Genomic DNA, 22,146 nt, shown 5'->3' on the forward strand with positions numbered 1-22,146 from the left:
TGTTCGCAGCCTGATCATATCCCTCCTCAATTACCTGACATCGTGAAAGGATCAGGACACGTGGCGACCCGTACTCGCCCGAGGTTCGCCTCGGGGCTGTTCGATGAGATCGTCGTCGACAACTTCGCAGGCGGAGGAGGCGCGAGCCACGGCATCGAGCGGGCGCTCGGCCGGATGGTCGACGTGGCCATCAACCACGATCCCGAGGCGATCGCCATGCACATGGCGAATCACCCGCAGACCCGCCACTACTGCGAGTCGGTCTGGACCGTGGATCCCGTCGAGGCGACGGCCGGACGGCCCGTCGGCCTCGCCTGGTTCTCGCCCGACTGCAAGCACTTCTCCCGGGCCAAGGGCAGCCGGCCCGTCGAGAAAAGGATCCGCGGCCTGGCCTGGGTCGTGATTCGTTGGGCGAAACGAGCCGAACCCCGCGTGATCATGCTTGAGAATGTACCCGAATTCCAGGACTGGGGACCGCTGATCCCTAAGCGGGATAAGAGGGGTGAGCTCGTCCTCGGAGAAGACGGGTCCCCGAAGATGATCCCGGATCCGGCTCGCAAGGGTGAGACGTTCCGGATGTGGCTTGGCCAGCTCCGGAAGCTCGGGTACGACGTGGAATTCCGCTGCCTCAGGGCCTGCGATTTCGGCGCCCCCACGAGTCGTAAGCGGTTCTTCCTGATCGCACGCCGGGACGGTCGCCCGATCGTCTGGCCCGAGCCGACGCACGGCAAGGGTCGACTCCCCTACCGGACCGCCGCCGAGTGTATCGACTGGAGCATCCCCTGCCCCTCTATCTTCCTCTCTAAAGAGGAAGCCAGGGCGATCGGCGTGAAACGCCCGCTCGCGGACAAGACGATGCGGCGGATCGCCCTCGGGTTCAAGCGGTTTGTCGTCGACAACCCCAAACCCTACATCGTCCAGTGCAATCACGGCGGCGGCCAATTCCGCGGCCAGGGGCTGAACGACCCGCTTGCGACGATTACCCAACGCCACGGGTACGGGCTTGTCTACCCTTCGATTGCTCCCTATACGATCGCCCAGTTTGGCGAGCGAACCGGCCAGGATCCCAGAGCCCACTCCGTCGACGACCCGTTACCGACCATCACGCCCCGCGCGGGAGGCGGGTTCCCCCTGATCTCATCCTACCTGTCCCGCTACTTCGGCGGAGAGCGGCCCGTCGTCGGCTCGTCGATCGATGGGCCGCTCCCCACGATCACCGCGGTCGACCATCACGCGATCGTCGCCGCCAGCCTGACGCAGTTCAACGGCCGGAGCATCGGCCAGGTGGCGGACTCGCCGTGCCCGACCGTAACGGCCCAGGTCCTGAAAACAGGGATCCTCGCGGCGTCGCTCGAGCCGACGGTCACCGCGGCGAACCTCATAAGGATCGGCCAATCCGGTGGCAACGGGTCTTATGCGAACAGCGTCTCCGACCCCTTGACGACCGTCGTCTCCAAGGCCGAACACTGCCTCGTCGCGGCCCACATGATCCACATGAATCATGGCGAGAAACAGTGGAGCGACGTCCAGGAACCCCTGAGGACGATCCTCGCGGGTGCCAATCACCACGGCCTCGTGACCGTCTTCCTCACCAAATACTTCGGGTCAGCCCGCGATGGTCAGGGTGTGGATTCTCCCCTCCATACGATCACCGCGAAGGCCCGTTTCGGCCTCGTGACCGTCAACGGCTTCGATTACGAGTGCAACGACATCGGCCTCAGGATGCTCACCGCGAGGGAGCTCTACCGATGCCAGGGCTTCCCCGATGACTACGTGATCGAGATCCCGGTGATGGCCCGTCGAGGAAAGGGCCCCGAGTATCGGCTGCTGAAGCCGCTCTCGAAGACGGCTCAAGTGCGAATGTGTGGCAACTCGGTCCCTCCGCAGTTGGCCGAGGCATTGGTCCGCGCCAACTTCGCGGCGGAGGCGGCCCCGCTGCCGAAGACTCGTCGACGACGACTCGAGAGGGCCGCATCATGACGACTTCTTACCGAGTGTTCGGCACCTTGATGTTCCAGCCGAATTGGGATCTCCCGCACATCTTCATTGATGCCTGCGATGACTCCCTCCCCGACCGCGACCACAGCACTCCCTGGGTCGAGGGTCGGCACGTCTTCGCGACGGACGGGGCGATCGTCGTCTGGATGGAGGGGCGACACCTCCGGCCCGAAACGCTCCAGGTCCTGCCCCGGTGGAGCGCCCGCAGGCCCAAGGATCTGTTCGACTTCGTCCGCGAGTTCGACCGGTTCGAGGACCTGCCCGTCTCGCTGCCCGCGATGGATCACCTGCCCACGCCTTCTCGGCCGCGATGCCGCGAATGCGGGGGCCAGGGGAGTGGCAAGGAAGGCCCGTGCGCACGGTGCAACGGGACCGGGCGGCGGGCCAGGACGGGCGTCGGCGTGCCGATCGTCCCGGCGTCGGCGAAGTCGCGAACCATCGGCCTCGACCGCCGGTACGCCTCGCTCCTCTGGCGAGACCGGGCGACGGTGTGGCCGCCGGCCCTCTCCGGGCTCGACGACGTCGGGCCCTTCCGGTTCCGGATCGGGACCAACGTATTCGGACTCGTTCAACCGTTCGTGTTTATGGGGACGTGATGACCGCGACGCGCACCAAGAAGCCGAAACGCACCCTCGCCCTCCAGCCGGCCGGGACGGTCATCGCCACCTTCGAAGTTGAGGGGGAGCCCGTCCCCTGGAGGCCCGGCCGGGTCACGAAGCGAGGCGTCACCTTCAGCGAGAAGAGGGTGAAGGAGTGGAAAGAGACCGTCGCGATGGCGGCCCACGAGGCCGGGTTCGGCGAGTCCGCGGGGATCGCCCCCTACGCCGGGCCCGTATACGTCCGGCTGATCGCCTGTCGCGCCTGCCCCAAGAACCGGACGCCCGGCGAACGGTGGGATGCCCGCCCTGACGCGGACAACCTCTTCAAGGGATGCGGAGACTCGATCTCCGGGAACGTGTTCAAGAAATCCGGCAAGGACGCGACCGGCAAGAAGATCCGCTCGGCGAACATGCCCCCGATGCCGACCGGCCGGATCATCGCCGACGACAACCAGGTCACGGATGTCTCGATTCAAAAGGTCTATTGGTCCCGATCGCTCGTCTGGATCCAGGTTGTGGCCGTCGACCCCCATCACCCTGGCCCTTTCCCCTTCGCCAAATAATCGGAGCCCCTGATGGGAGACGACAAGCACCTAACGCACTGGATCTGGGACGAGTCCGAGGAGGTCACGATCGGGCACGGCGGGGATGCGCTCGTCCTCCGCTTCGACTGGTCCCCCAATCCCGACGGACAGGTTTGGGTCTACGTGACGTCGTCCGGAGACTTCCGGCTCGGCCGGAACGGCCACTGGTATTACGTCACCCACCAGGGCGAGACGATCCGGTTCCGGGCGAAGTACGCGCAGAGGGGTAACCGCCGGGGCCGGCTCGAAGTCGTCTTCGTCGCCCCGATCCAATGGCGGATCCGCTGGAGACGGCACCACGAAGAAGCCGCGGCGACGCCGGTCCCCGACCAGCCCGCTGGGAGAACCATCCCATGAGGGCCGCAACGGCAATCGACCAGCCATGCCTCGACCCGGCGATCGAGGCGTGGCTCTGCCGCAACCGGGCCGTCGTCGCCTTCGAGCCGCCCGACGCTTTCGGGGTCCGTCGGATCACGGTCACCCGGCCCGGCTATCTCGTCGGATGGGCCCTCGCGATCCGGCCGGCCGACCACCTGGCCCGAACCCTGGACCGTCTCCGGACGGCCCTCGCTCGGGCTGATCGCCGAGAGTCCGTCGTCCGGATCCGCGAACGACGGCTCGCCAAGATGCCCCGCCCCTTCCCCTGTCAGATCGGCCGTCACCACTGGTTGCGACGCGAGCACCGGTTCGAGGGCTTCTCCGCCATCGTCGAAGACTGCACCGACTGCCCACGCAGCCGCCTCATCTGGAGCCCGGCTACCGTGGATGTCCGGCTCGCGAATCGATTCCTTTCTTATCAACGCCACATGAGGAGCCCTGACAAATGAGATCCTATCAAGCTTTGCTCAAGACGATCCTGGACGAGGGCAAGTCGGTCCCGACTCGGGCCGTGCTCCAATCGACGGGCCAGAAGATCGGGGCGATCTCGATCTTCGGACACCAGTTTCGGCACAACCTCCGGAACGGATTTCCCCTGCTGACGACGAAGAAAGTCTCGTGGCACAACATCGTGCATGAGCTCGTCTGGTTCATCACGGGTAGCACAAACATCAGTTACCTGACCAGGAACAATGTCCACATCTGGGACCAGTGGGCGGACAAGAGTGGGTTCCTCGGCCCGGTCTATGGCGTCCAATGGCGACGTCACCTCGGCTTCGACTGGAAATCCCACCAGGGGGTCGAGACCGATCAGCTCGCCAACGTCCTGAGGGACATCGAGCTCGTCCGCGACGATCCGTCGGCCAGTCCCAGGCGTCGCCTCATCGTTTCGGCGTGGAACCCTCCCCAGGTCGCCGACATGGGCCTTCCGCCCTGCCATACGTTGTTCCAGTTCGGAGTGATCGGCGGTTCTCTGTCGTGTCACATGTTCATGCGGAGTGCCGACCTTTTCCTTGGCGTTCCCTACAACATCGCCTCCTACGCGGCGCTGACTCACCTCGTCGCCGCCATGACCGGACTCGAGCCGGGCGAGTTGATCGTCTCGTTCTCGGACCTTCATATCTATGATAACCACATCGATCAGGTCCGCGAGCAGATAGGCAGGGAACCCCACAAGCTCCCCGAGCTCTACGTCAGCCCACCCCGCACGCTCGATGAGGTCTCCGCCGATAACTTCCACCTCGTCGACTACCGGCACCATCCCGCCCTCAAGGGCGAGGTCGCGGTGTAGGGTCTGCGCCGTCCACAAGTCGCCTCCAACCTTCGACGCTGAACATCTGGAGATCCTGATGCATACGCAAGAGCTCGAATCCGACGAGGCCGTCGCCTCGTCCGCACCGCCAACTCTCGCCGCGACTCCTAATGATCGCCCTCCGCATGGGGGCCTGAAATTCCTCCCCCACTTCTGCCCCGAGGATCAGGATCCCTTCGAGCGGCTGCACTGGCGGACCACGACCGCCGAGATCAAGGACGCCGACGGCAACGTCGTGTTCGTCCAGAAGAACGTCGAAGTCCCCTTCGACTGGAGCGACCAGGCCGCGAGGATCGTCGCCTCGAAGTATTTCTACGGCGACCATCGCGTCGAGGGGGATCCATCGGTCGGAGGCCGAGAATACTCCGTACGGCAGCTCGTCAATCGGGTCGCTTCCCAAATCGCCTACTGGGGATTTCAGGACGGATATTTCACGTTCTGGGAAGACGCGACTCGCTTCCGTGCGGAACTCGCCTCCCTTTGCCTCGGCCAGTATGGCGCGTTCAACTCGCCCGTTTGGTTCAACGTCGGACTCTCGGGGAGCTACAACCTCAAGGGTTCGGCCAACAACTGGCGTTGGGATGACATCGCGAGAAGCGTCGTCCCCTGCGAAGACGCCTATCTCAACCCACAGGCGTCCGCCTGCTTCATCCAAAGCGTGACCGACGACATGGGTGGGATCATGGACCTGGCCCGGTCGGAGGCGATGCTCTTCAAGTACGGGAGCGGCACCGGCACCGACCTGTCGACCCTACGGTCGACTCATGAGACGCTCGCCGGGGGAGGAAAGCCCTCGGGACCCGTCAGCTTCATGCGGGTCTATGACGCGGTCGCGAGCGTGGTCAAGTCCGGGGGAAAGACCCGTCGCGCCGCCAAGATGCAGACTCTCAAGGTCTGGCATCCTGACATCCTCGATTTCGTCGACGCCAAACCCAAGGAAGACGCCAAAGCCAGGGCCTTGATTGCGGCCGGCTACTCGTCGGGTTTGACCGGCAGCGACGACGAAGCCTATTCGTCGGTGGCCTTCCAGAATGCAAACCTGTCGGTCCGGGTCACCGACGAGTTCATGCAAAGGGCAGAGGCGGGCGAACCTTGGCCGACCCGGGCCGTCACGACCGGGCGTTCCGAAGGGATGCCCGTGCTGGACGCCTCCGAGGTCCTAGATCGGATCGCCGAGGGGACCTGGCGGTGCGGCGACCCCGGCATGCAATACGAGGACACGATCCAGCGCTGGCACACCTGCCCCAACACGGCGCCGATCAACTCGAGCAACCCATGCTCGGAATACATGCACATCGATGAGTCGGCGTGCAACCTCGCATCGATCAACCTGGCGAAGTTCAGGACGGTTGACGGCGGGTTCGATGCCGAAGGATTTCGGGCCGCGTGTCGCGTCTTCGTCGTCGCCCAGGAGATCCTCGTCGACAGGGCAAGCTATCCGACCAAGGGAATCGCTTCGAACACCCACCGATTCCGACAGCTCGGGCTTGGCTACGCGAACCTCGGCAGCCTCCTTATGGCGTGCGGCCTGCCCTATGACTCAGAGGAAGGCCGAGACCTAGCGGCATCGATCACGTCCCTCATGGGTGCGGAGGCATACCGCACGAGCGCCGAGTTGGCCGTAGTAAAAGGCCCCTTCGACGGATTCGCGGCGAATCGCCAGCCCATGCTCGGGGTCGTCGGCCAGCACGCCAACGCCGCCTACGAGCTCACGATGCGGGTCATGCCGCGGTCTACCGCGGCGAGATTGGCGGACATCGCCTTCAGGACCTGGACCGAGGCTGAGGAGCTCGGAAGCCAATATGGACACCGGAACTCCCAGGTCACGGTCCTCGCGCCGACCGGGACGATCGCGTTCATGATGGACTGCGATACCACCGGAGTCGAACCCTCCGTGGCCCTGGTGGCGCACAAGTCGCTGGCCGGAGGGGGGACGCTGACGCTCGTGAACCGGACGGTGCCGTTGGCGCTCGAGGTGTTGGGGTACGGCCCTCGGACTCAATCGCGTCACATGAACCCACCTCGAGTCACACCCACTGAGACCGACCAGATCCTCGATTACCTGGAGGATCACGGGACCATCGAGGGGGCGCCAGGACTGAAGCCCGAGCATCTTCCCGTCTTCGACTGTGCGTTCCCGATCTCGCCCGAGGGCCGGTCGATCCACTGGATGGGCCACCTGCTGATGATGTCCAGGGTCCAGCCGTTCCTGTCCGGGGCGATTTCGAAGACCTGCAACATGCCCGCGGACTCGACGGTCGCGGACATCCGGCAAGCCTATCTCGACGGCTGGAAGCTCGGCCTGAAGGCGCTGGCCATCTACCGAGACGGCTCGAAGGGCGTCCAGCCCCTCACGACCTCGGGCCCGGCGAAACCCGACGAGACGGCGATCCTGCTCGAGGAGGTATCGGCCCCGACGGCTCCGCTGGGATCGTTCGACCCGCCGGCGATCGCGTATGGCCCCCCTGCCCCACACCGGGAACGGCTCCCGGCGACCCGGCAGAGTCTGACCCACAAGTTCTCGGTCGACGGCCACGAGGGCTATGTCACGGTCGGCCTCTACCCGGACGGCCGACCTGGCGAATTGTTCATCACGATGGCCAAGGAAGGTTCGACCATCGGCGGCCTGATGGACGTGCTGGGCACGTCGATCTCGGTCGGACTCCAATACGGTGTGCCGCTCGAGGTGTTCGTCGAGAAGTTCGCCTATGTCCACTTCGCCCCATCGGGGATGGCGCAGGGCGATCCCGACATCCCGATCGCCCGGAGCGTGGCCGACTACATCTTCCGCTGGCTGGGGATGATGTTCCTCGACGGATACCGGGTCGAGCATGCGCCCCATCGGGGCGCCGAGCCGGCCGCGCTCTCGGCCAACCTCGACACCCTCCTCGAGACGGTCGGCAGCCTCACGGGAGCCCTGGCCGAGCTGAACCCGGAAATGGTCCACATCGCGGACACCTCGAGGCTGAGGCGAAGGCCCGAATCCCACACCCCGCCCTGCCGGAGCTGCGGAGCCGCCACCGTCCGCACCGGCGCCTGCTACACCTGCCCCCAGTGCGGCGAGGCCGGCGGCTGCGGTTGACCCGGGCGACAGCCATCTTTGCAGCCCTGCAAAGATGGTGAACTGACCATCGGACGGGGCGACCCTACGCCCCGTCCATCCCATCCCATTCCCAACGATCACCAAAGGACATGCTCCCATGAGTGTGGGACAATACGTGACCGAACAGGATCCGCCCCGGCCGAGCGACCGACCGGCGGTCTGGCCGCTCGTGATCCGCGACATGACCGAACGGGACGAGGGCGGCCGGAAAAAGTACGGGACCCCGCTCCAGCCGTTCAACGGCCGGGACCCGATCGTCGACGCGTATCAGGAGGGTCTCGACCAGGTCGTCTATCTCCGCCAGGCGATCGAGGAGAGGGCGGAAATCGTGCGACGACTCAAGTGCGTCCAGCAATTTATGGTCGTCTCCGACCTCCCCTACCCTCACCGGCTCGCGGAGGCATCCTCCATGATCAACCGGATCCTCGCCGACTGGGGGGCAATCCCGGCATGATCCCCCTCGAGCTCGACACGATCACGACCGGCGACTGTCTCGAGGTCCTGCGTGCGATGCCGCCCGAGTCCGTCGACCTCGCCTTCGCCGACCCGCCCTTCAACATCGGCTACGAGTACGACCTCTACAAGGACAAGAAGAGCGACGACGACTATCTCGGCTCGTGTCGCGCTTGGGGAACCGAAATCGTCCGGATCCTCAAGCCGGAGGGTTCCTTCTGGCTGGCGATCGGCGATGAGTATGCGGCGGAGCTCAAGGTACTCTTCCACCGCGAGCTCGGGTTGCGGTTCCGGAGCTGGGTCGTCTGGTACTACACGTTCGGCGTGAACTGTACCGCGAAGTTCACCCGCAGCCACACCCACCTGCTCTACTTCACGCGGTCCGACCAGTTCCACTTCGACGTCGACGCGATCAAGGTGCCGTCGGCTCGGCAACTCGTCTACGCCGACAAGCGGGCCAAGCCGGGCGGCCGCCTCCCCGACGATACTTGGATCCTCCGACCCCAGGACGTGCCCGATGGATTCCCCCCCGAAGGCGACACCTGGAACGTGTCCCGTGTTTGCGGGACCTTCGGCGAGCGTCGGGGCCACCACAAATGCCAGATGCCCGAGCGGGTCCTCGCCCGGATCATTCGCGCGTGCAGCCGGCCGTCCGACCTCGTCCTCGACCCGTTCGCCGGAACCGGCACAACCCAGGCCGTGGCGAAGAAGCTCGGCCGCCACTACCTCGGGGCCGAGCTCTCGCCGGACTACGCCGACGAGGCGAGGCGACGGCTCGACTCGATCGCGGTCGGCGACCCGATCCAGGGGGACGACGAGTGGTTCGCGGCCACCCCGAAACACCGCGTCAAACCAGGTGCGGAGGTCTCAGGATGAGGAAACCTCCCCGCCCCGCCGGCTACCACTGGGACCGAAAGACGGCATTCGTCAGGGCCGACGGGAAACGCCCCTGCCGCTGGTGCAAGGGCCCGGTCGCGAAGGGCAGGCGGAACTGGTGCGCGGATCCGGCCTGCGTCCGGGAATGGACACGTCGGACCCAACCGAGCGTGTTCCGGGACCACGTCTTCGAGCGTGACAAGGGTGTCTGTGCTTCGTGCGGGTTCGACACCCAGTCTGTCGACCTGCTGCGACTCGAGCGACAACTCTGCCTGACGAGGCGAGCCATCGCCAGCCCGGGAGAGGACTGGCGATCGTGGAAAACTCCGCCCGAGGCCGACGCCGACGGGCACCTTTGGCCGCCCTCGCACTGGCTTGGCCTGATCGACGCCGCGGCCCTCTGGCGGGCCGAGAACCGTGTCTCCCCGCACGAGACGCCCTGGCAGGCGGATCACATCGTCCCGATCGTCGAGGGTGGCGATTGGTTTGACATGGGGAACGTCCGAACGCTCTGCGTACCTTGCCATAAGCGAGAGACGGCGGCGTTGGCCAGGCGTCGGGCGGAGTCCAGGCGTCGATCGAAGGCGGCGACCCCAACACGGAAGCGAGGGAAACGTGTCGTCCGAGTCTGACCCCAGAGGGGCTTTCGACCCTCCAGACTCGCCGGATCTGCCGGAGCCGATCCGGTCGTTCCACGCGGCCCGACGTCGCTTCGCCGCGACCTGGAGAGTCCCGGATCCGGAGTTCGGCGCAGCGACCGCGGTGATGGTCGAGGAAATCAAGGGCAGGGGGGGACGTTGGGAATTCGGCCGCCTCATCTATCACCTCGACTCCCGCGGCGGTGTCGTGATCGAGCAGATTCCGGTTCTCGAAACAGTCACTCCGAAGGAGGACACCTGAATGCACGTACCGATTAACCGCGCGGACATCCGCCGAACCTTCTTCCGAGGCTCCGGCCCCGGCGGCCAGCACAAGAACAAGACCGAGACGTGCGTCCGCCTGGTCCACGTCCCGACCGGACTCGTCGCCGAGGGCAAGTCGGAGCGGTCCCGGCACGCGAACGAGGCCGCCGCGATGGTGACGCTCCAGGCGAAGGTCGACCGCCTCCACACCGACCGGGCCGAGGCGGCCCGTCAGCTCGAATGGCAGGCGAAGCCGGAGGCCGCTTTCGGAAACGCGATCCGGACCTATCGCCTGTGCGGAAATAGCCAGGGCGTTGTCGACCATCGGACCGGCCACTCCGCGGGCGACGCCCAATCCGTGCTCCGAGGGGCCTTGGACGGCTTCCTGATCTCGACCTTGAAGCGGCTCGGCGCTGCACCGCGCAACACCCTGAGGCCCGGAACCTCCGGGGTATGACGCGCTGCACCGTGCAACGCCTCGGCGCGAACGTTCCGGAATTTCCGGATTGTTGCCCGACCACGGATGGGGCCCGGACCACCGTTCAGTTCGACCATCGTCGACGTCCGCGCTGCACGGTGCAGCGCCTCCACCGCCCCCAGGGACAACCCTCTCAGGCCGAGTAGAACTATGTCCACCAAATCGGTATGCACGTGCAACCCGATCGTCATCTATGAGACGGCCAGCGGCCACAGCCCCTCGTGCCCAACCAGGGTTGGCGCGCTGCACCGTGCAACACCCGCCGAGGATCGCGGGTGGCCCCTGGTGGTCTGGGCCTACGCGGGATGTTTCCGGTTCGAGCCTTTCGTCGGCGTCCATTGCCATCGGTTTATCGTTTCCGTCCCCATCGGTTGGTCGCTCGGCTCGGATCTCGAAGGTGGCACGCGGCTCGTCAGCACTTTCAACGAACGCCTCTCCGCTGCGGCTGCCCATTTACTGGCCGCGACAAAATCGCGAGGATTCCGGGTCATAGGGTAGGGGAGGGATTGATCGGCGTTGGCGCGCTGCACGGTGCAACACCTTGGGATTCGGTGAGGGGTCGACCGAAGCGACGCCGATAACATCGTCGGGGACGTCTCATCGCGGGACGCCCATCGACCGCAAGGTCCGACCGACGAACGGAATCCCGATGATCGCCATTACGTTCTTCAATCAGAAGGGGGGGGTCGGGAAGACCTCCTCCGTATTCCACCTCTCGGCGGCGCTGGCGAAGATGGGCCAGCGCGTCCTGCTCCTCGACAACGACCCCCAGGCCTCGCTCACCCAGGGGTTCATCGGCCCCGACCGGATGCTCGAGATCCCCCGCGAGGCGTCCGTCGCCGCCCTCTACGACGAGGATTCCGACCCCTCCCCAGAGTCGCTCCTCTTGCCGAGCGGCGTTCCCGGCATCACTCTGATCCCGGGCAGCATCCACCTCAACCACTGGAACATGGTCCCGCTCCGAGACTGGGCGACCTACCAGTTCGGGATGGGTCGGTTCCTCGACTCGATCTCGTCGGACTTCGACGTAGTCCTCGTCGACAGCCCGCCGAACATCTACCTCTGCTCCTGGTCATCGCTCTGTGCGTCCCAATACATCGTGGTCCCGGTCCAGTGCGAGGACTTCGGATCCCAGGGGCTCGCTCCCGTCTCGGCCGCGATCGAAGCGGTCCAGCGTGGCCCGAACCCGGCCCTCCGGTTGGGTGGGTATCTGCCGACCCTGTTCGATAAGCGTCTGCTGATTCACCAGACCTACGATGCCGACCTGCGGGCCGCGTACGGCGAGGACGTCTTCACGAACGTCTTCCCGTTCGCGAAGGACTTCAAGGAGTCGGTCAGCGCCCGGATGCCGATCGCCCTGTATAAGCCGAAGTCGGCGCCGGCCAAGGCGATCGTCGCAATCGCCGAGGAGCTGATGGCCCGGACCGGACTCGCCACCGTCGCCATCGAGACCACCAAGAAGAAGGGGGCGGCATGAGCGGATCCGCGAAGTTGCGAGAGCGTCTGGGCGGCAACATTGCCCAGTCGATCAACAGGGATCGCAAGGGCGGGGCAGGGGACCTGCCGGGGGCGGAGGCCGCGACCGCCCCGAAGCCGACGAACCGATACGCCGGCGTCCCGAGGATCAAGGGCGGCCTGACCCTCCCCGTGTCTCGGATCATCCCTGACCCCGAGCAACCGCGCAAGCAGTTCGACGAGGACGAGCTCGCGAACCTCGCCGCGTCGCTGAAGGATCTCGGCCAGCTCATGCCGATCCTGGTCAGGTGGTCCGAGTCGGCCGACTCCTGGATCATTGTCTCTGGCGAACGACGTTGGCGAGCGTCCAGGATTGCGGGCCTGGAGACCATCGACGTCGTCGAGCTCGGCGAGGGCCGGGCCGGCGAGGACATGGTCCGGGACATGCAGATCGCCGAGAACTGCGTCCGCCAAGACCTCCACCCGGTCGACCGCGCGCAGGCCTTCAAGAGCTACATGACCCGCCGAGGGTGGAGCGCCCGGCAACTCGCCGAACACCTTCACCTTTCTCCGTCGACCGTCCTCCGAGCCGTCGCAGTCCTCGACCTCCCCGAGGACCTGAAGGACAAGGTCCAGACCGAGGAGATCAGCCCCGCCACCGCCCGCGAGATTGCGAAGGTCGAGGATCCCGCCGCGCGGGCCGTCCTCGTGAAAGCGGCCTCGGAGGGCACGGTCTCGCGTGCCACGGTCCGCGAATCGATCCGGAGCCGCCCTCAGCAGACGAAGGCGACCTACGCGGTCGGTGACGGTATCCGGGTCACGATCCAGATCGAAAAGGCCGACGCTCCCCACCGGGAGATTGTCGAAGCTCTGATGAGGGCCCTCGCGATGGCCGAGGGTGACCAATCGGTCGCGGCATGAGATGAGGTTGGGATCATCTTCGTTGCCACATCACCCCGGGAAATCCCGGGGTTTTTTTATTGGACTGGATTTTTGTCTTTCGTTTCATACTGTAATCTTGTATAGGTATTGGTATCACCGAAGACGGTGCCTGTCAATAGAGTCGGCGAGGAGTCGGAAAAATGAAATGGGTCGTGACCGGCGGCGCGGGTTTCATCGGGGCGACGGCTGCGTCGAGGTTCCTGGCCCAGGGTGACACGGTCATACTTGTCGATAATTTGAAGCGACGGGCTTCACGCGAGAACCTCGAGTGGCTGAGAGGGCAGGGGGGCGACCTCACCACCTACGAGGCGGACGTCCGAAACCTCTACGCGATGAACTCGATCATCGGCCAGCACGCCGACGCCGACGTCATCCTCCACCTCGCCGCGCAGGACCTGGTCTCCCGGTCCCTTCTCGACCCGATGGCGGACTTCGAGACGAACGCCGTCGGCACCATGCACATCCTCGAGTCGATCCGAAAGCACGCGAACGGCCGCCCTGCCCTCATCTATGCATCGACAAATAAAGTGTATGGAGATCTCGAATCCCTCGACCTCGTGGTCCGCGACGGACGCTACGCCTTCGCGACCGCCCACGGGGTCGACGAGGAACAGCCGCTTGACTTCCACTGTCCATACGGATGCTCGAAGGGCGCGGCCGACCAGTACGTCCGCGACTACGCGCGGATGTACGGCCTCAGGACGGTCGTGTTCCGTCAGTCGTCGATCTACGGCCCTCGCCAGGTGGGCACGGAGGGCAGGGGGTGGGTGTCGTGGTTCGGCACCGCCGCCGTCGATGGCCGACCGGTCACGATCCGCGGCGACGGTCGCCAGGTCCGCGACCTCCTCTGGGTCGACGACCTGATCGATGCCTACGAGCTGGCGGCCCGCAAGATGGACCGCGTCTCCGGCGAGGCGTTCAACGTCGGGGGCGGCCCGGAGAATGCCCTGAGTCTCATGGACGCGATCGGCGCCATTGAATCGTCGCTTCGGATGCCCCTCGAGACGAGGTTTGCCGCCTGGCGACCCGGCGATCAGCGAGTCTACATCTCGGATAACCGCAAGGCTCTGTCGGCCCTCGTCTGGCGTCCCAAGGTTTCCGCCGCCGATGGGATCGACCGCCTCATGCGATGGATCCTGGCGAATCAGACCGAGCTCAGATCCGCTCACCATCCGGACCAAGGTCGACCATCCTGAATCACTTTGCCGGTGCCGACAAGATGACCCAAGCAGAGCAGGGGAGTCACTCCAACTCGGCCGCCTCGCCCAGTCGGCGGAACTCCCTGTTCACGCAAACCCACCAGTTCGACCGCGAAGCGCCTCGGCGGCGACTTTGCGTCGGAGTCCGCGAGAGCCCGGGTGGCTCCCGCTTCGTCGGCCTTTCCCGAGGGACGGCCAGGGCGTAGAGCCGTCGGCGGAGCTACTCGACGGCCTCCACGAACGAGCTGGTATGCGTACGATTCGGGCCCACGCCGAGGAGGACGGATCACTTGCGCACGCCATCGACTTATTTCGTTTTCGATACTTTCTTTATTCATATTTCAAGAACGCGAACGAACCGTGAATTCCGCGGATGGCCGATTGACAACGAATATTAAGCCCGCTAAATTTTTCCTAACCTCCGTTCGCGCAAAAAGGAGATATCCTCAAAATATCTCAATTATCTTGCGAGATGGATTCGCGACATTCCGCGTCTCCGTGCGACCGAGGGGCGACATCGCGGGCGTCCGCGGGCCTGCCCGGACGCACACCGCGAGAGAGAATCGTCGTTGTTGCATCGAGCGAAGGTCCCCCTTCTTAGGATTTTCACCTGATGAGTACGCGTCTCAAGGGCACCCGTCGTCGCAAGGTTAATCCGTCGGTAACCCGGTTGGAAGAACGGGTCCAGCTAAGCGCGGTGGTCCACTGGGTCGGCCAGGACGGCCACGATTTCGTCGGGACCGGAACAACCCGGCCGAACGATTACCAGGACGTCCACCTGCAACTGACGGGCCTGAAGACAGATGCCCAAGGCAATAATGTCCCGATCCAGTCGATTAGTCTCGTCCGATTCAGCGGGGGCGAGGGCGCGACCTACCTGCTGAACAACCCGGCCGGTTCGAGCGGCTACCTCGCGTATACCGGCCCGGGCACGGCCGATTTCTACTACGATCCGATCCAGGCCGATCCGGCGGGCACTCTGTTCGACCAATTTATCATCACTTATGCGACGGGCTCGGAGAACGACCCGTTCCAGATCCCCGCGGGTGCGACGACCGTCAACCCGAACCTCCGGATGCCCGACTCGAAGCTGTCGGTGCAGTGGCTCGGCCAGGACGGGCAGGATTGGACCGGGCCGGGACTCGCCGCGGGCCCCGACGGCTATCAGGACCTCCACCTCGCGATTTCCAACATCTCACAGCAGGGGTCCCCGTTCTCCCCGAGCACCCTCGAGATCATCCTCACGACGAACCCGGCGAACCCCGACGCCGCCGGCGCGACGACCTGGCGTTACGGGAGCAACCAGGACGCGTCCCAGGTCTCCGAGTTCGTCAACCGGGCGATCAGTTCCGTCGCGAACTCGACCGGGAACCACGAGCTCGTCGGCGACTTCTTCGTCAGCCCCCCGAGCTCGGACCTGTTCAACACGCCGCTCACCCTGATCGTTCGCTATATCGGTGATAACAACAACCTCGCCTACAAGCAGGACACCTTCACGATCCCGGTCGGCTCTCCGGCGCGGTCCGCGGGCGCCAACGGCGGACACACCAACGCCACGCTCGCCTGGGTCGACCCGCACGCCGCCCCGACAGTGACGAAGCTGACCACCGGCGCGGCGAGCTGGCTCGGCCAGGACGGAGCCGGGGGCATGCCGACCGGGTCGGTCCACGTCCACTTGACCGGGCTACCGACGAGCACCGCGGCCCTCTCGGCCGTGCTCAGCAACGAGTACGGGATGACCTGGCAGACCGGCTCGGGCGGGACCGCCGCCCTGAACGTCCAGCACACCGCCGGATCTTCCAACGCCGACCTCTTCTTCCTCCCCTTGAGGAACGACGAGAGCAATGACCTGATGACGCTCACCCTGAATTTCGGGGGGACCCAGTACTTCTTCCAATTCCAGGGCGGCGCGTGCTCCGTGAACGCGAGGGGCACCCCGATCGGGACGACGAGCCTCACCGTCTCGACCGTGAGCCAATTGCTCGCCGCCGTCGACACGTCCCACGCGGCCGACAGCACGCACCAGGTGGCGAAGATCCACCTGAGCGCCGGGACTTATAACATGACCCAGCCCCTGGTGCTCAACTATCCCGTCCAGATCGACGCCGATCCCAACGTCATCCTCTCCTTCACCGGGATCGCGAGCGCCTCGGCGGCGGTCCAGATCAACAGCAGCCACGTCACCCTCCAGGGCTTCGAGCTCCTCTATCCCTCCTCGCTGAATGCCGACGTCCCCCTGATCCGCACCGGGACCGACACGATCGCGGTCTCGATCACGGGCATGACGCTCATCGACCCGAATTCGCTCCCGCCGAATACAGGCTATAGCCACTCGATCATGGTCGGCGGCGGCTCGAGCGGGACGATCTCGAGCAACACCCTCAAGGGCGGGACAATCTCGCTGTCTTCCGGGCCCTGGGAAGTCTCCTGGAACGACTACCAGGGGGCGGCCCCGAACACGACATCCCCCACGCTCTTCGAGACCGTCAACTCTCACGATTTGACCCTTGAATATAATCATGCCCACAACGTGGGGACCTCGGGGGTGACCCAGCGATTCCTGACCATGGGGTCGAGCTTCTACGGGAACTCGTTCGGCGACACGATCCAGAACAACACCATCGACGGGGGGTTCGGTCAGACCGTCCAGGACAACGCCCCCGAGATGATGCTGACGGAGAACTACTGGCCGTTCTTCGAAGGCAAGCCGTCCTCGGTCTCGGCGGACGGGTACGTCGTCCAGGTCCCATTCCTGCGGAGCACGGGCGCCCCGCTCCAGTCGGGCGACATCCTGTCCATCCTCTCCCGGTCGAGCTCCGGGACCGGCGCCCAGCCGGGCGACTGGATCCAGATCAGCCAGGTCATCGACCCCTCGAGCGGGTCCTTCAATAATTACACCACGGTCCTCCTGGATAAGCCGCTCCCGCAGGGCTGCATCATCTCGATCAACCGCGGCTTCGTGAACTCGACGTACAAGGCCAACCGGATCGACCTCCGGGACCCGAGCCTCAACCCCAAGGACACGGGGATGGTCTTCCCCGGAAACAACTACGGGCTCACCGTCGCGCAGAACGTCTTCCTCGGGAAGAACTCCTTCGACATCACCGCGGCCGTGACTCAGGACTACGAGAGCGGGAGCGCCTGGCAGGTCACCCCTCGTTGGGGCCAGTTCCACACGCCGATGCTCGGTGTGACGATCACCGGCAACATCGTCTGGGATTCCACGAGCTCCCATATCGGCGTGTTGCATACGCCCTTGACGGCTCTCGACTCCGGTAGGGTCTACTTCTCGGGCAGCCTCACGGACAACCAGTTCAACTTCTCGCCGGCCTATCTCAGCGCCCATCCCCAGGCCGGGCCCTACCTCGGGATCACGGTGGGAGCGCCGTCCTATCCGGCCGGCTACGACTACAGTGGGACCCAGAGCCCCGCGACGCTCACCGCCCCCCCGATCGACGCCGGGGAACTGCGCCTGACGGACTCGGGGAACACGACGAACCTTCGTACGCACGGCGTCTATGAAGACGTGCGCGCGGCGACGATCGCGTCCACGGTCGTCCGCAACCAGCAACGGAGCCTCTCCTACCAGGGGGTCTACCAGGACACCGGGGCCGACTACAACGGCGACGGCATTGCCGACGTCGGGATCTACGTCCCCACCGACGACAAGTTCGCGCTGACGTTCCTCAACAGCCAGGGCCAGTTCGTCGGCGGGAGTAGCCAGTCTGTCTTTACCTACAGCTCCCACACCGGGGGCGTCTACAATATCCCGATCACAGGGGACTTCAACGGCGACGGCATCACCGATGTCGGCGTCTACATCCCCAGCCAGGACAAGTTCGCGCTGACGTTCCTCAACGCCCAGGGACAGTTCGTGGGCGGGAGCAGCGTGTCCGTCTTCAACTTCGGCTACCACACCGGGGGTGTTAATAGCGTCCCGATCACCGGCGACTTCAACGGCGACGGCATCACCGACGTCGGCGTCTACGTCCCCACGGATAACAAGTTCGCACTCACCTTCCTTAACAGCCAGGGACAGTTCGTCGGCGGGTCCAGCCAATCCGTCTTCACTTACGGCTACCACAACGGCAGCGTCAATAGCGTCCCGATCACGGGAGACTTCAACGGCGACGGCGTCACCGACGTCGGCGTCTACATCCCGGGGGACGACAAGTTCGAGTTGGCGCTCCTCAACGGCCAGGGACAGTACCTCGGCGGGGCCAGCAACCAGTCCATCTTCACCTACAGCTATCACACCGGCGGCGCCTATAGCGTTCCCATCACCGGAGACTTCAACGGCGACGGCATCACCGACGTCGGCGTCTACGTCCCCCCCGACGACAAGTTCGCACTGACTTTCTTGAATAGCCAGGGCCAGTTCGTCGGCGGGTCCAGCCAGTCCGTCTTCACCTACAGCTACCACACCGGAGGTGTCTACAGTGTCCCGATCACCGGGGATTACAATGGCGACGGTATCACCGACGTCGGCGTCTACGTCCCCCCCGACGACAAGTTCGCACTGACTTTCTTGAATAGCCAGGGCCAGTTCGTCGGCGGCAGTAGCCAGTCCGTCTTCAACTACGGCTATCACCAGCCGACGGTCTACAGCGTGCCGCTCGTCACGACGTCCGGCCCGGTGACGAGCAATGGCATCGTGGCCAACAGCATCATCAGGACGACGCCGTTGGTCAATTCGGAATCGACCACGTCGTCGACGAGTTCGCTTCGCACGACCTCCGCGAAGACCTCGACCAATGCGAGCGTAACAACCCGATCGACGGGTACGTCCACGACGACCAAGACGCCCGTGCCCCAGGGGATCCTCACCTCAAGCCCGTTCCGGAAAGGTCTCCTTTCCTTCTGATCAACCCGCGCCGGAGGTTGGCCGAAAGGACCACGCGATCCATTTTCGCATCCAGCGACCGAACGTCCTTTAGGTCGACCTCCGAATCGTCATGGGACTACTAAAAGGGGACGGAGCGGGATGCCGCGTAGATAGCGCACAAATTATGGCTAGTGAACGATTTATAGCTTCTTGAGCACAGGAAGGGCGTCCGTCACCCTGGTGGTTGCTTACAAGGCCACTTGGGTTACAGACGGAGCCCTCCCATGCTGCCGCGTATCATCCCCATCCTCGGACGACTGCGCCAAGACGTCGCCGCCGAATTGACCAAGGAAGCTATCGAGGAAGGATGCCGCCAGTGCAACCACTCCTGGCGGAGCCGTGCCCTCGACCCGGCCATCACCATCTACGCCTTCCTGCTCCAAGTCCTCCACGGCAACACCGCCTGCAAACACGTCGCCCACTTCGGCAACTGGTCCTTCACCGACAGCGCCTACTGCCAGGCCCGCAAGCGGCTCCCGCTGGCCGTCCTCCACTGGCTCCTCGAGAAGGTCGCGGCGACCGACGACACTTCGCGGTGGCTCGGCCATCGGGTCTGGGTCGTCGACGGCTCTAGCTTCTCCATGCCCGACGAGCCCGAGTTGCAACAACACTTCGGCCAACCCGGCAATCAGAAGAAGGGCTGCGGCTTCCCCGTCGCCAAGTGGTTGGTCATGTTCGATCTCACGAACGGGATGCTGCTCCGCTCGATAACGGCGCCGTTGCGAAGCCACGAGATGTCTCGGGCCGCGGCGATCTCGAGTGAGTTGGAGCCCGGCGACCTCGTGCTGGGGGATCGCGGGTTCTGCTCCTATGCCCATCTCACCCTATTGCGCGGCCGCAATCTGCACGGTGTGTTCCGGATCCATCAGAAGCAGATCGTCGATTTCACCCCCGGCCGGCCGGGGACTCGAGGGGGGGCGAAGGACATGCCGGGGCTGCCCCGTTCGCGATGGGTGCTGGCGCAGGGGGACTCGGACCAGGTCGTCGTCTGGTACAAGCCGAAGAGTAAGCCTTCGCGGATGACGGCGGAGGAGTATGGGGCACTGCCCGAGGAGATCACGGTGCGTGAGTTGCGTTACCGGGTGGAGGTCCCGTGCTACCGGGTGCGCGAGATTGCGTTGGTGACGAGCCTGATTTATGCTACGGAGTACCCGGCCTAGGCGCTGGCCGAACTCCACTTCCGAAGGTGGCAAGTTGAAAGCAATATCAGACATTTAAAACTTACGATGAAAATGGATGTCCTGCGATGCCAGACGGTGGAAGGAGTGTTGAAGGAACTGGCAATGTTCTCGTTGGCATACAACCTGGTTCGTTCGCTGATGGGTGAGTCGGCCCGTCTGCAAGGGGTAGATCCCGACCGGATCGGGTTGGTGGATGCGATGCGTTGGTTGATCGGGATCGAGGGTGGTGATCTGTCGGTGTTGGTCGTCAATCCGTCGCGTCGAGGTCGGGTCGAGCCACGGGTGAAGAAACGAAGGGCCAAGCAGTATACGCTCATGCAGAAGCCGCGATCGGAACTACGCAAATCGTTGCCGGCGAAGAATATGTAAGCTATCTTCGTGGCATTCGGGCCTGAATGAGTTTTGCCCCGCTAAGGTCGGCCTCGACAAGGTGAGCTTCACTAAGATTGGTCTCACAAAGGTTGACCCTGAAAAGGTTACCCCCGCCAAGGTCAGCCCCAACAAGATTGGCTATACTGATGTCAGCGCCACTAAGTACCGCTCACAGCAAATAAGGATCGGAAATCCTACGCAGTTGCAGCCAAGGGCTTCGCATCCTCGATTTGGCATTTGGCCATGACCTTGGCTACCGATTTGGAGGTCCACTTGAACGGATGAGCGATCTCATTCCAATCGCGGATGAAGGCCATCAACCGTTCCGCCAGCTTCGCCTTGTCGGGGAAGTCGGCGATCCGGAGTCGTTTTCGCTTGAGAATGCCGAACCACTGTTCTACCTGATTCATCCACGAACAATGGACGGGCGGATGATGAAACACGAACCGTGGGTGCTCGGCCAACCACGCTTGCACTTGTTTGCCTTTGTGCTTCCGCAGGTTGTCGAGCACGATGTGGATCGTCTTCACCGACGTGGGGATCTCCCGGTCGAGCTGTTCCAGGAAGGTGATGAACTCCGACTGACGTTTCCGCGATGCGGTCATCCCGTAGACCTTCCCGGTCCGTGTGTCGAAGGCCGCGAACAGGTTCAGTGCGCCACACCGACCGTATTCGTGTTCGACCAACGTCGGTCGGTCCTCCTTTGCGGCCTTGGTCGGCGACTTCCGCGGGCGCGGCTGAAGGCTGGTCATCTCGTCGACACACAAGACGGCCTCGTCGGGCTGCAACGGTCGAGTGTACAGGTCGCAAATCCCTTGGACCTGTGCGGCGAAGGCCGCGTCGCGAGGCACCTTGGCCGACAGCCACATCTTCTGCCGCCACGGCTTAAGGCGGTGATGGAGCAAGATCTGACGGACCGTCTCCGCCGAGATCGACGTCACCACTCCGTCACGGACCAACCGCCGGGCGATCTCCGTGCAGTCCCACTGCGACAAGGACTGCCCGACCTCATCCGGTCGTTCACAGGCGATCTTCACCACGTAAATCGCGACCTCGGGGGGAAAAGACCGGCTTGCGGCCGCGTCCCGGACGATCGCGTAACCCTTCCAGACGATCCTTCAAGAACCGCTGCACCCACTTCCGGACGTGCTTCTCCGTCAGGTCGACCAACTGGGTGACTTCGACGAGTGGCAGCCCGTCGGCGACGGCGAGAATTGTTCGACAACGCCGAGCCAACCCAAGCGAGGTGTTCATGAACCGAAGACGCTGTTCCAACTCAGACCGCTCCAACATGGTCAGGTCAACACGCAACGACGTCTTGCGGCCTCTCATCGGCGCCTCCTAGCCGTGGAATCCATGGGTGCCATGCAGAGATCATGACCGAAAGTTGGGTTTCAGGGAATTCCAGTCCTTATTTGGTGTGAGCGGT

At 64.3% G+C, this 22,146-nt stretch carries 21 protein-coding genes; 18 read left to right on the plus strand and 3 right to left on the minus strand.

Annotated features, from left to right (window positions below):
• Positions 1 to 60 precede the first annotated feature (60 nt).
• The 18 genes from ACYOEI_RS34545 (at position 61) to ACYOEI_RS34630 (ending at position 20,714) form a co-directional block, all read left to right on the plus strand.
• The gene (locus ACYOEI_RS34545; protein ID WP_462854770.1) at positions 61 to 1,980 is read left to right on the plus strand and encodes a DNA cytosine methyltransferase; all 1,920 of its coding nucleotides are present in this window, start codon (positions 61 to 63) and stop codon (positions 1,978 to 1,980) included.
• Positions 1,977 to 2,594, plus strand: a complete 618-nt coding sequence (locus ACYOEI_RS34550; RefSeq protein ID WP_462854771.1) for a hypothetical protein — start codon at positions 1,977 to 1,979, stop codon at positions 2,592 to 2,594. Before ACYOEI_RS34545 ends, ACYOEI_RS34550 begins: the two co-directional genes overlap by 4 nt.
• A complete protein-coding gene (locus tag ACYOEI_RS34555) occupies positions 2,594 to 3,160 on the plus strand; it encodes a RusA family crossover junction endodeoxyribonuclease (protein ID WP_462854772.1) in 567 nt (188 codons plus the stop codon). The genes ACYOEI_RS34550 and ACYOEI_RS34555 overlap by 1 nt, the downstream gene beginning before the upstream one ends.
• Before the next feature lie 12 nt (positions 3,161 to 3,172).
• Positions 3,173 to 3,538 carry a hypothetical protein gene (locus tag ACYOEI_RS34560; protein WP_462854774.1) on the plus strand — a complete coding sequence of 122 codons (366 nt, stop codon included), beginning with the start codon at positions 3,173 to 3,175 and terminating at the stop codon, positions 3,536 to 3,538.
• Positions 3,535 to 4,008: a hypothetical protein gene (locus tag ACYOEI_RS34565; protein ID WP_462854776.1), complete on the plus strand. Its 474-nt coding sequence runs from the start codon at positions 3,535 to 3,537 to the stop codon at positions 4,006 to 4,008. Before ACYOEI_RS34560 ends, ACYOEI_RS34565 begins: the two co-directional genes overlap by 4 nt.
• A complete protein-coding gene (locus ACYOEI_RS34570) occupies positions 4,005 to 4,850 on the plus strand; it encodes a thymidylate synthase (RefSeq protein ID WP_462854777.1) in 846 nt (281 codons plus the stop codon). The genes ACYOEI_RS34565 and ACYOEI_RS34570 overlap by 4 nt, the downstream gene beginning before the upstream one ends.
• Positions 4,851 to 4,908: 58 nt before the next feature.
• Entirely contained in the window at positions 4,909 to 7,953 is a 3,045-nt protein-coding gene (locus tag ACYOEI_RS34575; RefSeq protein WP_462854779.1) for a vitamin B12-dependent ribonucleotide reductase, read from the plus strand.
• 118 nt (positions 7,954 to 8,071) lie between these two features.
• Positions 8,072 to 8,428: a hypothetical protein gene (locus tag ACYOEI_RS34580; RefSeq protein WP_462854781.1), complete on the plus strand. Its 357-nt coding sequence runs from the start codon at positions 8,072 to 8,074 to the stop codon at positions 8,426 to 8,428.
• The gene (locus ACYOEI_RS34585) at positions 8,425 to 9,303 is read left to right on the plus strand and encodes a DNA-methyltransferase (RefSeq protein WP_462854783.1); all 879 of its coding nucleotides are present in this window, start codon (positions 8,425 to 8,427) and stop codon (positions 9,301 to 9,303) included. Before ACYOEI_RS34580 ends, ACYOEI_RS34585 begins: the two co-directional genes overlap by 4 nt.
• Positions 9,300 to 9,935, plus strand: coding sequence for an HNH endonuclease signature motif containing protein (locus ACYOEI_RS34590; RefSeq protein ID WP_462854785.1), 636 nt, complete (start codon positions 9,300 to 9,302; stop codon positions 9,933 to 9,935). Before ACYOEI_RS34585 ends, ACYOEI_RS34590 begins: the two co-directional genes overlap by 4 nt.
• Complete coding sequence (locus ACYOEI_RS34595) at positions 9,919 to 10,203, plus strand: hypothetical protein (protein ID WP_462854787.1); 285 nt, start codon at positions 9,919 to 9,921, stop codon at positions 10,201 to 10,203. Before ACYOEI_RS34590 ends, ACYOEI_RS34595 begins: the two co-directional genes overlap by 17 nt.
• Entirely contained in the window at positions 10,204 to 10,662 is a 459-nt protein-coding gene (locus ACYOEI_RS34600; RefSeq protein ID WP_462854788.1) for a peptide chain release factor family protein, read from the plus strand.
• Positions 10,663 to 11,332: 670 nt separating this feature from the next.
• Positions 11,333 to 12,160 (plus strand): ParA family protein, encoded by an 828-nt coding sequence (locus ACYOEI_RS34605; protein ID WP_462854789.1) that lies wholly within the window; start codon positions 11,333 to 11,335, stop codon positions 12,158 to 12,160.
• Positions 12,157 to 13,059: a ParB/RepB/Spo0J family partition protein gene (locus ACYOEI_RS34610; protein WP_462854790.1), complete on the plus strand. Its 903-nt coding sequence runs from the start codon at positions 12,157 to 12,159 to the stop codon at positions 13,057 to 13,059. Before ACYOEI_RS34605 ends, ACYOEI_RS34610 begins: the two co-directional genes overlap by 4 nt.
• A 161-nt stretch (positions 13,060 to 13,220) precedes the next feature.
• A complete protein-coding gene (locus tag ACYOEI_RS34615; protein ID WP_462854792.1) occupies positions 13,221 to 14,276 on the plus strand; it encodes an NAD-dependent epimerase/dehydratase family protein in 1,056 nt (351 codons plus the stop codon).
• 616 nt (positions 14,277 to 14,892) lie between these two features.
• Positions 14,893 to 19,143 carry an FG-GAP repeat domain-containing protein gene (locus ACYOEI_RS34620; RefSeq protein WP_462854794.1) on the plus strand — a complete coding sequence of 1,417 codons (4,251 nt, stop codon included), beginning with the start codon at positions 14,893 to 14,895 and terminating at the stop codon, positions 19,141 to 19,143.
• A gap of 245 nt (positions 19,144 to 19,388) precedes the next feature.
• The gene (locus ACYOEI_RS34625) at positions 19,389 to 20,324 is read left to right on the plus strand and encodes an IS4 family transposase (protein WP_462854795.1); all 936 of its coding nucleotides are present in this window, start codon (positions 19,389 to 19,391) and stop codon (positions 20,322 to 20,324) included.
• A 123-nt stretch (positions 20,325 to 20,447) separates the two neighbouring features.
• Positions 20,448 to 20,714 (plus strand): hypothetical protein, encoded by a 267-nt coding sequence (locus ACYOEI_RS34630; protein ID WP_462854797.1) that lies wholly within the window; start codon positions 20,448 to 20,450, stop codon positions 20,712 to 20,714.
• Position 20,715: 1 nt separating this feature from the next.
• Here the strand turns inward: ACYOEI_RS34630 and ACYOEI_RS34635 are convergent, their stop codons facing one another.
• Genes ACYOEI_RS34635 through ACYOEI_RS34645 form a run of 3 tightly spaced genes read right to left on the minus strand, consistent with a single transcriptional unit; the run spans position 20,716 to position 22,049 of the window.
• Entirely contained in the window at positions 20,716 to 20,865 is a 150-nt protein-coding gene (locus tag ACYOEI_RS34635) for a pentapeptide repeat-containing protein (RefSeq protein ID WP_462854832.1), read from the minus strand.
• A gap of 46 nt (positions 20,866 to 20,911) precedes the next feature.
• Positions 20,912 to 21,754 carry an IS630 family transposase gene (locus ACYOEI_RS34640; RefSeq protein ID WP_462854799.1) on the minus strand — a complete coding sequence of 281 codons (843 nt, stop codon included), beginning with the start codon at positions 21,752 to 21,754 and terminating at the stop codon, positions 20,912 to 20,914.
• Positions 21,738 to 22,049, minus strand: coding sequence for a helix-turn-helix domain-containing protein (locus tag ACYOEI_RS34645; protein WP_462854800.1), 312 nt, complete (start codon positions 22,047 to 22,049; stop codon positions 21,738 to 21,740). Before ACYOEI_RS34645 ends, ACYOEI_RS34640 begins: the two co-directional genes overlap by 17 nt.
• Positions 22,050 to 22,146 lie beyond the last annotated feature (97 nt).

It is taken from the genome of Singulisphaera rosea (genome assembly GCF_054877945.1).